At 51.7% G+C, this 13305-nt stretch carries 11 protein-coding genes and 6 tRNA genes; 8 read left to right on the plus strand and 9 right to left on the minus strand.

Annotation, left to right across the window (positions count from 1 at the left end; genetic code table 11):
- Positions 1 to 67 precede the first annotated feature (67 nt).
- Positions 68 to 1459, plus strand: a complete 1392-nt coding sequence (locus H8K47_RS16530; RefSeq protein ID WP_186882495.1) for a flippase — start codon at positions 68 to 70, stop codon at positions 1457 to 1459.
- Positions 1460 to 1497: 38 nt separating this feature from the next.
- Here the strand turns inward: H8K47_RS16530 and H8K47_RS16535 are convergent, their stop codons facing one another.
- From H8K47_RS16535 to ycaO, 5 genes are all read right to left on the minus strand, one after another.
- Complete coding sequence (locus tag H8K47_RS16535; protein WP_186882496.1) at positions 1498 to 1968, minus strand: DUF2269 family protein; 471 nt, start codon at positions 1966 to 1968, stop codon at positions 1498 to 1500.
- Entirely contained in the window at positions 1965 to 3269 is a 1305-nt protein-coding gene (locus H8K47_RS16540) for an SDR family oxidoreductase (RefSeq protein ID WP_186882497.1), read from the minus strand. Before H8K47_RS16540 ends, H8K47_RS16535 begins: the two co-directional genes overlap by 4 nt.
- Positions 3266 to 3718, minus strand: coding sequence for a thiol-disulfide oxidoreductase DCC family protein (locus tag H8K47_RS16545; protein WP_186882498.1), 453 nt, complete (start codon positions 3716 to 3718; stop codon positions 3266 to 3268). Before H8K47_RS16545 ends, H8K47_RS16540 begins: the two co-directional genes overlap by 4 nt.
- Before the next feature lie 146 nt (positions 3719 to 3864).
- Positions 3865 to 4404 carry a GbsR/MarR family transcriptional regulator gene (locus H8K47_RS16550; protein WP_186882499.1) on the minus strand — a complete coding sequence of 180 codons (540 nt, stop codon included), beginning with the start codon at positions 4402 to 4404 and terminating at the stop codon, positions 3865 to 3867.
- 162 nt (positions 4405 to 4566) lie between these two features.
- Positions 4567 to 6279, minus strand: coding sequence for a 30S ribosomal protein S12 methylthiotransferase accessory factor YcaO (ycaO, locus tag H8K47_RS16555; protein WP_186882500.1), 1713 nt, complete (start codon positions 6277 to 6279; stop codon positions 4567 to 4569).
- A 204-nt stretch (positions 6280 to 6483) separates the two neighbouring features.
- Here ycaO and apbC point away from each other — a divergent pair, with 204 nt between their 5' ends.
- Together apbC and ribD are read left to right on the plus strand one after the other, a co-directional pair.
- A complete protein-coding gene (gene apbC, locus H8K47_RS16560; protein WP_186882501.1) occupies positions 6484 to 7572 on the plus strand; it encodes an iron-sulfur cluster carrier protein ApbC in 1089 nt (362 codons plus the stop codon).
- A gap of 2 nt (positions 7573 to 7574) precedes the next feature.
- Complete coding sequence (gene ribD, locus H8K47_RS16565) at positions 7575 to 8684, plus strand: bifunctional diaminohydroxyphosphoribosylaminopyrimidine deaminase/5-amino-6-(5-phosphoribosylamino)uracil reductase RibD (protein WP_186882502.1); 1110 nt, start codon at positions 7575 to 7577, stop codon at positions 8682 to 8684.
- 165 nt (positions 8685 to 8849) lie between these two features.
- Here the strand turns inward: ribD and H8K47_RS16570 are convergent.
- From H8K47_RS16570 to H8K47_RS16580, 3 genes are all read right to left on the minus strand, one after another.
- Positions 8850 to 8926, minus strand: a tRNA-Pro gene (locus H8K47_RS16570).
- A 68-nt stretch (positions 8927 to 8994) separates the two neighbouring features.
- A tRNA-Pro gene (locus H8K47_RS16575) sits at positions 8995 to 9071 on the minus strand.
- A gap of 141 nt (positions 9072 to 9212) precedes the next feature.
- Positions 9213 to 10106, minus strand: a complete 894-nt coding sequence (locus tag H8K47_RS16580) for a pseudouridine synthase (RefSeq protein ID WP_186882503.1) — start codon at positions 10104 to 10106, stop codon at positions 9213 to 9215.
- Between the two features lie 165 nt (positions 10107 to 10271).
- Here H8K47_RS16580 and gltX point away from each other — a divergent pair, with 165 nt between their 5' ends.
- From gltX to H8K47_RS16605, 5 genes are all read left to right on the plus strand, one after another.
- The gene (gene gltX, locus H8K47_RS16585) at positions 10272 to 11666 is read left to right on the plus strand and encodes a glutamate--tRNA ligase (protein WP_186882504.1); all 1395 of its coding nucleotides are present in this window, start codon (positions 10272 to 10274) and stop codon (positions 11664 to 11666) included.
- A gap of 82 nt (positions 11667 to 11748) precedes the next feature.
- Positions 11749 to 11824 (plus strand) — tRNA-Ala (locus H8K47_RS16590).
- Between the two features lie 34 nt (positions 11825 to 11858).
- Positions 11859 to 11934: transfer RNA gene (locus tag H8K47_RS16595), tRNA-Glu, on the plus strand.
- Positions 11935 to 11994: 60 nt separating this feature from the next.
- Positions 11995 to 12070, plus strand: a tRNA-Glu gene (locus H8K47_RS16600).
- 61 nt (positions 12071 to 12131) lie between these two features.
- Positions 12132 to 12207: transfer RNA gene (locus H8K47_RS16605), tRNA-Glu, on the plus strand.
- A gap of 149 nt (positions 12208 to 12356) precedes the next feature.
- Here H8K47_RS16605 and H8K47_RS16610 read toward each other — a convergent pair.
- Entirely contained in the window at positions 12357 to 13190 is an 834-nt protein-coding gene (locus H8K47_RS16610; RefSeq protein WP_186882505.1) for a hypothetical protein, read from the minus strand.
- Between the last annotated feature and the right edge of the window lie 115 nt (positions 13191 to 13305).

Genomic DNA, 13305 nt, shown 5'->3' on the forward strand with positions numbered 1-13305 from the left:
TGTGCCGCCGACGCCGTCTTGGCGTATTGATTCCATCGTCCATCATGTACAAGTGTCCACTTATTAAGTGGACACGATCATCTACGCTTACGCACTTAACTTCAAGATGACTTCACCGGATGCTTACTCTCAAAAGATAAATATTGTCTTTGGTATTAAATTTGTTGGCTTCGGTTACAATTCTTCAGCCGAATTTTTATTGGACAAGCTCCCTGATTTCATGTCATCTGCCGCAAAAAATATCCTTTATCTTGTATTTGTGCAGGGAATTATCTATCTGTCCCCCTTGCTCACATTGCCATATCTGACCAGGACGCTGGAGATTGAACAATTCGCAGCAATGAGTTTTGCTCAGGTATTTGTTCAATATTTTGTGTTGGTGACTGACTATGGGTTTGGAATTACGGCCACACGGCTGATTGCATTGGCAACGGGTGATTTTAAAAATATTTCGGAGATTGTCAGTAATACCTTGGCTGTGAAGTTATTACTCGCCTGTTTGATGGGTGTGGTTTGCGTGGTGTTAGTTTGGCTGATTCCTTCGTTACACACATCAATTTGGTTGATCGCAGCAACTTTCATTGGTGTTTACGGCAATGCTTTGTTTCCCACCTGGTTGTTCCAGGGGATAGAAAGAATGAGAGATCTGGCATTGATTACCGGACTCTCCCGCTTGCTTGTATTGCCACCTATTTTTTTCTTCGTTCATACACCGGATGATGTCGTGCTTGCAGGTGCTTTATTGAATGCACCTGGTGTGTTGGCAGCACTGATGTCGTTTATTTTGCTAAGACAGCAGAAGGTTTTTGAATGGGTGCCCGTCAGCTGGGCACGCATGCTGGATATGCTGCGTGAGGGCTGGCATGTGTTTATTTCCAATATCTTTATCAGTCTATATACGGTGGTCAACCTTACATTGTTAAAGTTTTTAGGTACACCTGAGCAAGTCGCATTTTTTGCAGCTAGCGACAAAATACGTTTTGCGATTCAGGGTTTTATTCAACCCATTGCGAGCGCGTTATTTCCACGATTCTCCGCTATGGGCCGTAATCATCAAAGTGAAGAGTTTGTAAAGCTAAATCGTTTAGGTTGGATAGCGTTGGTAGGCACGCAAATAGTGGGCGCCTTTGTTGTTTTCTTCGGCGCAGACTTCGTCGCGAAATATTATTTCGGCGCGGCCTTCGAGGGAATTAGTATTTATCTCAAAGCGTTTGCATTGCTGCCAGTGGTGATCGCCGTTGCTACAGTTTTTGCTCAGTGGCGATTGTTAGCGTTGGGTGAGGGGGCTGCGCTTAGTCGTATTTATATGGTAGCGGGTCCTGTGCATATCGTGTATGCGATTATTGCGACTAGCTATTGGGGATGGGGGGGATTATTAGCCAGTGTTTATCTGACCGAAATCATGATTACGCTGGCCATGTACTTTATCTTGAGGAAAAAGCGCATCCGAATATTTTAATGCGCTAAGTTTGTTATCAAGTAATTGCTCGCAGTTTCTTAAAGCAACGGCTTATTCACCATCAGATAAAACACAACGATCATTGCGATAAAGGCCGGGTAGCCTAGCCGCTCCCAGTATTTGGCGTAGCGCCAATACCGTGTTGGCAGCGCTGTCTTGGTCGCTGCTGCACGTGCTGCCATCTGTTTCAATTGAATTTGTAGCCAGACCACCGGCAGCCAGCAGAGTCCGGCAAAACAGTATAAAAAGATGGAGGCCATGAGCCAAGGCGTACTCAAAGGCCAGCCAGCTAAATATGCCATGCTGACGCCGCTGATAGGTTGGATCAGGACAGCTGGCGTGGTGAAGCACCAGTCAGCAATCACTACCAGCCGCGTGACCACCATTTGTGCTTCCGTGTTATTGCTACGGTTCGCGAAAAAGAGATAGAAAGCCGAACAGAAACCGGTACCTACCAAAATGACGGATGAGACGATGTGTAAGGTTTTCAACAGCAGATAGCTATTCATGATGCTTTCCTGTCGGTGGATATAAGGCTGATCAGTAGGGCGACGATGGCCACATTTTTCAATATCGGCCCAAACGGATGCAGCCAGAATTGCGGCAAGTAGAGGGCGATGAGCAGGCTGTATACCCCAATCAGCCCAAGCTGAAATACCCATAATTTGCGAGATGGGAAGACTATGCAGGCTAAGCCCAGTAATCCATCCAGGACGCCTGCGCTATATAGCAGAGGTAACTGTAAGCTTGCCGGGACGGGCAAAGCCTGCAGAAGCTGTAGGCTATCCTGTATCGGATACAATCCTAGCGATAAGACGGCTGTGACTATCCATATCAAAGCTAAGGTAGAGCGATAGCACATCAGATGCCATTTCAACAGTGCTTCACTGGCGAGCATACTGGCTGGGATTTGGGGGAACCAGCTTTCCTTATTTCGGCTCGGGCGTGCCAGTAGTTGTTGCAATGGTGCTGGATCGGCTACATTGTGATTCTCCAGCATGCGCAAACTATCGTGACTCAGCAGCCGTTGAGGAAAAAAGCGGGATAGCCCAGCCGCGGTATGCATGATCCATAAGGGAATACGCAGCACGTGGCCAGGTTGGAGTCCCATTAGCTGGCGGTAATTGCCCAGCATTTCCGTGTAAGTCATCGCACAGGGGCCAACGACATCTAATGTCACCGTTTTGTCCGCCGGATGCGAAAGCCAGCGCACAACTGCTTCACACAGATCATCAATATGAACTGGTTGCAGGCGCTGCTGACCGTCGCCAGGAATCAATAAAACAGGCAGGCTTGCCAGCACTCTGAAAAAGCGGCTACTGATGCCATCTAGGCCGACGATTAGCGAGGGGCACAGGATTAAGGCACTTAAGTCCGATTGCAGCAAAAAGAGATCGGTTTCGCGCTTAGTGCGTAAGTAAGGACTCATACCCTCATGTATTTGCACGTCCTGGTTGCCGCCCAGCGCAGAAATCTGCACTATGCGTGTTATGCCAAGCCGTTGAGCCGCTTGGTACATGGCGATGGGTGCATCACGGTGTATCGCCTCAAAGGTTTGTTTGCCAGACTCATGCAAAATACCGATGGCGTTGATGATGACATCAATCTGCCCCGCTTGTTGCAGGCGAGATTCCCAAATCGTGGTCTGGGTATCGCTTGAAAAGTCCATCCATACGTCATCCGGCGCAGGGCATGTGGCGGGAACGCCTGGCCTGATGCCGCGCAGGACCCGATGTCCGGCCGCTTGTAAATGTAGACACAAATGCCGGCCGATAAATCCGTTTGCACCACAGACCAGGATTTTCATCATGCATCCTTTTTATCCAGTTGCGCACATACACCTGTTTTGCAGGTTTGGCTGCGGCGTAGTGCAAGCAGAGCCACCAGGCGAAATACTGAGCCGGTAAACACCTCGCTTAAACGACCGCGATTATTGGCAATATGTGGATAAATCCAGTCGAACACCGGTTTCAGCAAGGGCCATCCGCTTGCGACGGTGATCCAGCCCAGACCGACTGCCTCATAGGCGAGCCGGAACACTTCCATGCCATGTACCAGCTGTCCATCGGCACGTAGGGCGTGAATAATCCGCATCAAATCTGCTTTGGCGACCTGACATAGCGACACGTCATAATCAGGGGCAGAAACATCGATGAAGCGTAATTGTCCAGCCTGATTGCGTGCTCTCAGGTTATCGATCTCCAGTTTACAAAGCGGGCAGGATTCGTCATACAAAATGGTCAGTGGATAAATTTCCATCGTGATCCCCATCTGGTTAAGTGCGATTATGGATGTTTCTTCTGTAATTTCTGTCAAAAAAGAAATGTATGCTTTTTAAAAAACGCTGAGATTCTTCTTCCTCAGCGTCAAGCTGACTGCGGCTTGATTGTCAGTGTTACGGAGTTTTATTGTGAGGTTTTATCTTCACCTCTGACCAGTTTCTGTACCGCTGCCCCCATTTTGAGCAGTTTCATTAAAGTGGCGGGCTCCAGTCTTAACATTTCATCCGTCCAACTGGTCAGCGTTTGCATCAAAGCCAGCGTTTCGCTAATCCTTAACTGGGTGGCCTTGTCTTCCTGATCGATATCCGGACTATCCAGGCATTGCTGCAAAATGCCTATGGTTGGACTCAGCTCACGCTCTTTACGCTCCCTGACGACAGTGCGAAATAATTCCCAAACATCCAGCGAAGTTTCAAAATGCGCACGCCGGTCGCCCATGACATGAGCCAGTTTTACCAGTTTCCAGTTCTGCAGCTCTTTGAGTGAGTTCGATACATTGGATCTTGCCACACCTAAGGTGTCCGCAATTTCCTCAGCATGCATCGGGTAACCTGCTATGTACAGCAGCGCATGAATCTGGCTTACGGTGCGATTAACGCCCCACAAGGTACCCATCTCGCCCCAGTGCAGAATAAATTTTTGTTTTACAGGTGTCAGTTCCATGCGCTGAGTTTAGTTAATTCCGTCATTTCTGTCAAGGCAGAAATTTCAATGTATTCACACGCATTGTTTGTGGCTTCCGGCTGTCGGTATCCCTTCGTTCTGAACAAACACGGAAGTAGGGATAGGTTGCTTAATCTTTCCTATCCCTGGCTTCAGCAAAGTTTATGCAAACAGCTTATCGTAGGCCTTCAGCAAGCCCTGATGCATAGCGCTGCCTTGCATATCGCTTCCCAATTCGTCCAGGCCAAAGAAGCGTTCGCTGCGATCCAGTAAAGCCTCTGCCTGACGGAAGGTATCTGCGCCATACAGCAAGATCAGTGCGCGCAGATAGTTCTCGCTATCTTCCAGCTTCAATATGCTTTCTACGCAGCGATAAACCAATCTGCGCTCCTTGCTCAGGTCATTGAAGTGATGGATCCAGTCACAGCCTTCCAGAATCGCTTCAGTATCGCCGGTCGCTAATGCCAGCAAGGTCTTGAGTTCCCCGATGCGTAACTGTTTCCATGCGGTGCCAACAGGAATTGCCAGCCCCAGAATTTCCCACAGCGGACGTTCATCGTTCAGATTCATGGTTTGCAAGTCAGCCAGCAACGCTGCACATTCGGCTTCGCTCAGGCTGTGCAGGCGCAGCAGCGCCGGGCGGATGTGATTGCCTATGCTATTGTTTTCCCACTCCAGGTCTTCGACCGGATAAATTTCTGACATGCCAGGTACCAGTATGCGGCAGCTATAGGCACCTTGCTCAGAGAAGTCGGAGACGTAAATATCCTTACCTTCAGCATGAATCGCATTCACCAGCCAAGCGTAATCTTCGGCCGTGGTGGTACTGAAATTCCAGTCAGCGAAAGCATAGTCGGGTTCGTCGCTCAGGAAGTCCCAGCTGATCACACCACTGGAATCAACGAAGTGGATTTCCAGATTGGCGACTGCATTGATTTCATCCATATCAAAACCTGGCTCCGGGAAGCCGGTCAGAGTTTCGAGCGCGCGGCCTTGCAGTAATTCGGTCAAAGCACGTTCCAGTGCGATTTCAAAACGCGGATGCGCACCAAAACTCGCGAATATGCCTTGATCGCCCGGATGCAGCAGGGTGACATTCATGACCGGATACTGACCACCTAAAGAGGCGTCGCGCACCAGGATACCGAAGCCAGCTTTTCTGAGGCCAGCAATACCTGCCGCGATTCTTGGAAAGCGGGCAATGACTTCATCCGGTACTTCAGGCAGGCAAATGCCTTCGCTGATGATGCGATATTTGACATGGCGCTCGAAAATTTCTGACAGCGCCTGACTGCGCGCTTCCATCATGGTATTGCCAGCCGCCATCCCGTTGCTGACATACAGATTGCCAATAATATTGACCGGGATGTAAGTCTGCGTCTCATCACGCAGGCGAGTGTAAGGCAGGGTGCAAATGCCGCGTGCGACGTTGCCGGAATTGAGGTCGACCAGTACGCTGGCGTCGATTTCGCCGTCCGGGTTATAAAAATCGTGCAGTTCGGGATTGAGCATGTCAACCGGCCAGCTGCCGTCCTCTTCCGGTTGGAACCAGCGTTCTTGCGGATAGTGTACAAAAGGGCGGTTGGCTCTGGTTTCGCCAAGATAAAAGTGGGTCCAGAAATAGTGGGTGCCCAGGCGCTCAAAAAATTCGCCCAATGCGCTGGCGCGTGCGGCCAGCTCGGTGCCGCCCTTGCCATTGGCAAATAACATCGGGCATTCCTGATCTTTTACGTGGACGGACCAGATGCCCTCGATCTCATTGAGCCAGGAAGATTCATTCAGCACAAAGCCGCGTGCTGCCAGTTTGGCCTGCATGGTGGCGATGGTCGATTCAAGGGAGGCATCTTTGCCAGGTATAAAGCTCTCGGTGTGCATATCTGCCCCAAAAAAATATAAAGGTGGGCGCACCATACACGAATGTTAGAAAAAAAAGGCGGGGATTATTGCTGCAGGAAGGAAAATGTCTGAAAAACTGCCGCGTTATATCCGCTGCGGGGGCTAAAAGTCCTTGCCGGCTCAGGGCTTTCGGGTTGCTGGCGGCAATTTGCGCTAGACTTGCGGCATTGAATGGAGAAGCAAATGACACTCACAGCAGAACTGATCAAACAAACCTTATCCCAGGTCATCGATCCTAATACGCAAAAAGATTTCGTCACGACGAAATCCGTCAAAAATATACAGATACAGGGCGCCGATATCAGTTTGGATATTGAGCTCGCTTACCCGGCAAAAAGTCAGCTGACCCTGATACGCGAACTGGTCAGCAGCGCGCTGCAAGCCTTGCCTGGCGTGGCGCAGGTGCATGTCGCAGTCAGCGTCAAGATCGTAGCGCATGCGGTGCAGCGCGGCATTAAGCTGATGCCGAATGTGAAAAATATTATCGCTGTAGCCTCTGGTAAGGGCGGGGTCGGTAAGTCCACCACCGCGGCCAATCTGGCGCTGGCGCTGGCTGCAGAGGGCGCCGCAGTGGGTATTCTGGATGCGGATATTTATGGCCCTTCACAACCGATGATGATGGGCATACAGGGGCGACCTGAAACCCTGGATGGTAAAACCATGGAGCCGCTGGAAAATCACGGTCTGCAAGTATCCTCGATAGGATTCATGATTGATCCGGATGAGCCTATGGTTTGGCGTGGACCTATCGTGACTCAGGCTTTGCAGCAATTACTGCAGCAAACGAACTGGCGCGATCTGGATTATCTGATCGTGGATATGCCACCGGGTACCGGTGACGTACAACTGACGCTGTCGCAAAAGGTGCCGGTGACTGGCGCGGTGATCGTGACCACGCCGCAGGATATTGCTTTGCTGGATGCGCGTAAAGGCTTGAAGATGTTTGAAAAGGTCGATATTCCTATCATCGGCATCGTCGAAAATATGAGCACCCATATCTGCTCCAACTGTGGTCACGCCGAGTCTATCTTCGGTGAGGGTGGCGGGCAAAAAATGTGTGCTGATTTCGGTCTCGACTTCCTGGGTGGATTGCCGCTCACGATGTCTATCCGTCAGCAAGCAGATTCCGGCCAGCCTACTGTGGTGGCTGATCCCGATGGTCCTATCGCTGCCATTTACAAAGATATCGCACGCCGCGTCGCCGTCAAAGTGGCCGACAAAGCGAAAGATATGAGCAGCAAATTCCCTAGCATTTCAATACAACATACCTGAGTATGAATCAGCCGCAAACTGACAGACATTATCTGCAGCTGGCGCTGGCGCTGGCTGCGCGCGCCACCATCGAAACCTCACCGAATCCTAAGGTTGGCTGTGTGATTGTGACAGATGGTCAGATATTGGGGCAGGGCTGGACGCAGCCGGTGGGGCAGGCACATGCGGAGGTCATGGCCTTGCGTGATGCGCATGCGCAGGGCCATGTAGTTGCTGGCGCTACGGCCTACGTCACACTGGAACCTTGTAGTCATTTTGGTCGCACGCCACCATGCGCAAATGCATTGGTCGAAGCAGGTATTGCGCGTGTCGTGGCGGCAGTTGGCGATGCCAATCCCCAGGTGGCGGGGCGCGGGCTGGCGATCTTGCGGCAGGCTGGTTTGCAGGTGGAGTGTGGTCAGGAGCCAGATATTGCGCTGGCCGCGCGCGAAATGAATGTGGGATTTTTCCGGCGCATGGAAAGTGGCAAACCATGGGTACGCATGAAGATGGCGGCCAGTCTGGATGGGCACACTGCATTGCCGAATGGTCAGAGTCAATGGATCACCTCGCCAGCTGCGCGCTTGGATGGTCATCAGTGGCGTGCGCGTGCCGATGCGATATTGACCGGTATTGGTACTGTGCTGGCTGATGATCCGCAACTCAATGTGCGTGGTATTAGCACGCCACGTCAGCCCATCAAAATCATTGTCGACTCTCATTTGCGGATAGCGCCACAGGCGCGTTGTCTGCAGCAGGGTGTAAGTCTGGTCGTGGCTGCGCATGATGATGCGGAAAAGCGCGCGGCACTTGAGGCGCAGGGTGTTGAAGTCTTATTGCTGCCCGCAGCGCATGGACGGGTTGATTTATCTGCGCTGTTGCTGGAATTGGGGCGACGTCAAATCAATGAGTTGCATGTAGAGGCTGGAGCCGTACTGAATGGCGCATTGCTGGAGGCTAAGCTGGTCGATGAATTGCTGGTTTATCTGGCGCCGAAATTACTGGGATCAGGTGCGGGCTTACTGCATATTTCCGAGCTCACGCATGTCGACCAGGCGGAAAGCTGGCAATACCATGATGTACAGATGTTGGCGCCGGATTTGCGTATTCTGGCCAGGCGTAACTTAGCCTAGATCGCGCCTGCTTGTCCGTGTCGGCCAGACTGGTGAGTCAGTGTGGTTGCGGACAAGCTGGCGAATTCATCCGAAGCCGGAATCCTGCGTTAGACAATGTGGCGCAGAAGATTCGGGGCGGAAAACGAAAAAAGCATCGTTGAAAATCAACGATGCTTTTTTAACTGGTCGGAGTACAAGGATTCGAACCTTGGACCCTCTGCTCCCAAAGCAGATGCGCTACCGGGCTGCGCTACACTCCGAAAAAACGGCTTTATTATTTCTTTGCTCTGAAATAAATGGGCTAAATTAATTACTTATCCCTTGAAACTGGTCGGAGTACAAGGATTCGAACCTTGGACCCTCTGCTCCCAAAGCAGATGCGCTACCGGGCTGCGCTACACTCCGAAGACCAAGATAATATCCCTATGTATCGTATGTGTCAATAGCAGGGTGCTTTGCATCGCCTTGCTACGTGTAGTTTGAGGGGCTGGCTGGCGTGGGAAGTTGGCGGATTTTTCTTGTGTTTACAGCGGCCATTGATACTTTTTACAGTGCTTGCATACTTTGAAATTCACGCAATTCCCCGCTGAGTGGGTCATGAAAACGGATTTGTTTTGCCAATAGTTGCAGCGGCTGGCTGAAATCATCCCCTTTGCAGGGTAGCGCGACCGGATAAAAACTGTCATTGACGATGGGGGCGCCCAGGCTGGCCATGTGCACACGTAACTGATGTTTGCGGCCGGTAACTGGCGATAAGCGGTACAGGTTATGCGCGCCGCGCTGTTGTTCGAGCTCGATCAGGGTTTCTGTATTGGGGGCGCCTGGCATTTCGCGCATCGTAAAAAATTGTTCGCCTTCTTCCATTCTGCTGCGATACGTAAATGGGTAGCTGCGTTCCGGCATCGCAGGCGCCAGCGCGTGATAGACCTTGTTGATGGTTTTTTTCTGAAACATGGACTGATAGGCGCCGCGTGTTGCCGGATTGTGTGAGAACAGCATCACGCCCGCGGTTTCCCGGTCCAGTCTGTGTATCGGGGTCAGATGCTCCAGTCCGGTAGTTTGACGCAGCCGGGTCAACAGGGTTTCGCGTAAAAAGCGGCCGCCTGGTGTGACGGGTAAAAAATGCGGTTTATCAGCCACCAGCAAATGGGCGTCCTGATACAGGATGTTTTCGTCGAAAGGTATGCGTGCCTCGTGCTCGATTTCACGGTAATAGTACAGACACATGCCGCGTCGCACCAAGCTGTCCGCCAGCAGTACGTTGCCATATTGGTCGCGTACTTCTTGCTGGCTAATGCGCTGCAGCCATATTGCATCTGGAATGTCGGGGAACTGTAAACTCAAAAAACAGAGTAACGGCGTCGGCGCTATGCCTTCAGGTATCCAGCAATAGCTGGGTGCGATGCCATCGCGCACTGGGAGGGGGGCTTGCATACACATTCTTCATGACTGAAACAGGTGCTGCATACTAACATGGCACACAGCCTGTTTGCCTGCCTGATCGCGGGTAGGCGGCTAAGGGCGAACGCGGTAAAATGCTGTTTTTAACTTTTCCGCGACCTGGTGTCCTCAGATGTTCTGATGGCATGCGGTGCAATCCTCTCCATGACAGTCCGTACCCGATTTGCTCCCAGCCCTACTGGTTATTTACACATAGGCGGTGCCCGTACCGCTTTATTCAGCTGGGCATTTGCCCGCCATCATGGCGGCACTTTTGTATTGCGAATAGAAGACACGGATCTGGAGCGTTCCACACCTGAAGCGGTGCAGGCAATTTTAGATGGCATGAGCTGGCTGGGCCTGGCACATGATGAAGGTCCGTTTTATCAAATGCAAAGAATGGATCGTTATCGTGCAGTGCTGGCAGATATGCTGGCGCAAGGTACGGCGTACTACTGCTATTCTTCACCGGAGGAAGTGGAAGCGATGCGTGAGCGTCAGCGTGCTGCAGGCGATAAGCCACGTTACGACGGCACCTGGCGCCCGGAAGCAGGCAAGACTTTGCCACCCGTGCCGGCAGACTGTAAGCCAGTGATCCGTTTTAAAAATCCGCTCGATGGCGACGTGAGCTGGAACGACGTGGTCAAAGGCACTATTACGATCAGCAATAAAGAGCTGGACGATCTGGTCATTGCGCGTCCGGATGGCACGCCTACTTACAACTTCTGTGTTGCGATTGATGACTGGGATATGCAGATTACCCATGTGATCCGTGGCGATGACCATGTGAATAACACACCGCGTCAGATCAATATTCTCAATGCTTTGGGTGCCAACCTGCCACAGTATGGCCACGTGCCTATGATTTTGGGGCCGGATGGACAAAAACTGTCTAAGCGCCGCAATGCGGTCAGTGTGACCGATTATGCCGATAAAGGTTATTTGCCTGAGTCCATGCTGAACTACCTGGCCCGTCTGGGCTGGAGTCATGGTGATGACGAGATTTTCTCTATGGAGCAGATGTGCAGCTGGTTTGATCTCACGCATTTATCGGGATCGGCGGCGCAATTCAATCCTGAAAAGCTGGACTGGATTAATAATCACTACATCAAGGCAGCAGAGAATGCACGCCTGGCTGAGCTGATACGCCCATCCATGCTGGCTGCCGGTGCAGAATTTGCTGGCGCGCCGGATCTGGCTGCCGTGATCGCTTTGTTTAAGGAGCGCGCTAACACCACGGTGACGCTGGCTGAGTCTGCCATGTTGTTCTATCGCCAGCCAGCGCCAGAGGCTGCGCTGTTGCAGCAACATTTGACGGATGCCGTGCGCCCGGCCTTGCAGCAGTATGCTGAGTTGTTGAAAACCGTGGCGTGGGATAAAGCGGCGATTTCGGCTGCTTTAAAAACCGTGCTGGCCGAACATGGCTTAAAAATGCCGCAACTCGCGATGCCATTGCGCCTGCTGTTGACGGGGCAATTGCAAACGCCATCGATCGATGCGGTGATTGACTTATTTGGCCGTGAAACGGTCGCTGCACGTCTGGCCGTTGGGTTTGCCTGATACGCCAGATATTGGGGGGTGAGGGCTTTACAAGACTTACTTCATCCCCTATAATCTTTCTTCTGTTCTGCATTGCACCTAAGGGGGTATAGCTCAGCTGGGAGAGCGCTTGCATGGCATGCAAGAGGTCAGCGGTTCGATCCCGCTTACCTCCACCAAAAATGCGTGACAATCAGAATAGATTAATTTGCTGTCCCCATCGTCTAGAGGCCTAGGACATCACCCTTTCACGGTGAGTACAGGGGTTCGAATCCCCTTGGGGACGCCAATCAAATACTTGATTGCGGACAGTAAATTAAAATCAAGGTCAGTAGTTTGGACAGAATCTGTCCCCATCGTCTAGAGGCCTAGGACATCACCCTTTCACGGTGAGTACAGGGGTTCGAATCCCCTTGGGGACGCCAGGTTGTAAGCCGTTGAGCTGAGTAAGTCAGCGCAGCGTAGGTCAGTAAATGGACAGAATCTGTCCCCATCGTCTAGAGGCCTAGGACATCACCCTTTCACGGTGAGTACAGGGGTTCGAATCCCCTTGGGGACGCCAAGTTAAAAAACCTGCTGATGAAAATTAGCAGGTTTTTTTTCGTTCAAATTTTTGATTCAGGTTTAATCATAGACGCGAGCCTGCTGCATGATGCAGGCGCTGCAGCATCACCAAGCCTGAAATACATGAATGCTGACCTTGCTTGAGTCTCAACTGCTACTGCCGCAGCTGCTACCGCAACTGCTACCGCAACTGCTGCCACAACTACTTCCTGTACTGCCGCTGTCAGTGCAATCGCTGCCATTGTTGCTGTCGCTGCTAAAGCTGCTCAAGCCGCCGCTATCTGCGCTACCGGAACTGGCGCTGTCGATGTAGCTGCTCTGTTGTCGTTCAGCTTCCTTGCGTTTGTAGTGCTCATACATGGTGGTGCTGATCATGCCGGCTGTTAGCATGCCGTAGGCTTGTAAGGCTTCTGGATAATAGCTGGGGCCGTAAGCCTCACCATCGCGGTTCATGGCGCGGTAGCCTGGCTTGTCTGCGCTGATGTGGTAAGCATAGCCTTCCGGCATACGCAGACGCTTATCCAGTGTGAACAGCGCGGGCAGGGTGGGATCGGTTTCACACTGACGTTCAAGGCGTCTGGCCTGAATCAGGGTGGCGGCCAGCGCGAGTTCAAGATCAGCAGACATTTCGCTGGCATTCAGATGGGGAATCTGGCGCTCATAGTGTTTATCGCAGAACTGCTCCAGACCTATGCCGGAGTAGCGCAGCCAGGCATGCCAGACAGAGTCGGCTGCTTTCGAGGGGAGTGCGCAAGGGTATTCGCTGCGTCTGACGCATTCAAAAAACAGACACAGGCCCTCTGCCGCTGAGGCAAAAAAAACGGCATCCTGAGGGATGCCGGGGAATTCTTGCTGCGCGGTCTGTTGCCAGTAAAGGAAAAGACCGGGAGGAATATCAGTCAGGATATTCCTGAATGGTGAGCGCTTCACGATACGTTGAGCGCGGTATTGCATGAGGCTGGACTTCAGATTTTCTAGCATAGAGGCCTATCCTTTCTTGTTGTTATCGGGGGTGGGAAGACTGTGCTTCCCTGCTGCCCAGTGTGGGATAAAAAAATCCGTTTGCCGATCAGGGGAAACACGTATGTTGTGTTTT

Source organism: Cognatundibacterium rugosum, from assembly GCF_014284365.1.
Lineage (GTDB): Bacteria > Pseudomonadota > Gammaproteobacteria > Burkholderiales > Burkholderiaceae_D > Undibacterium > Undibacterium rugosum.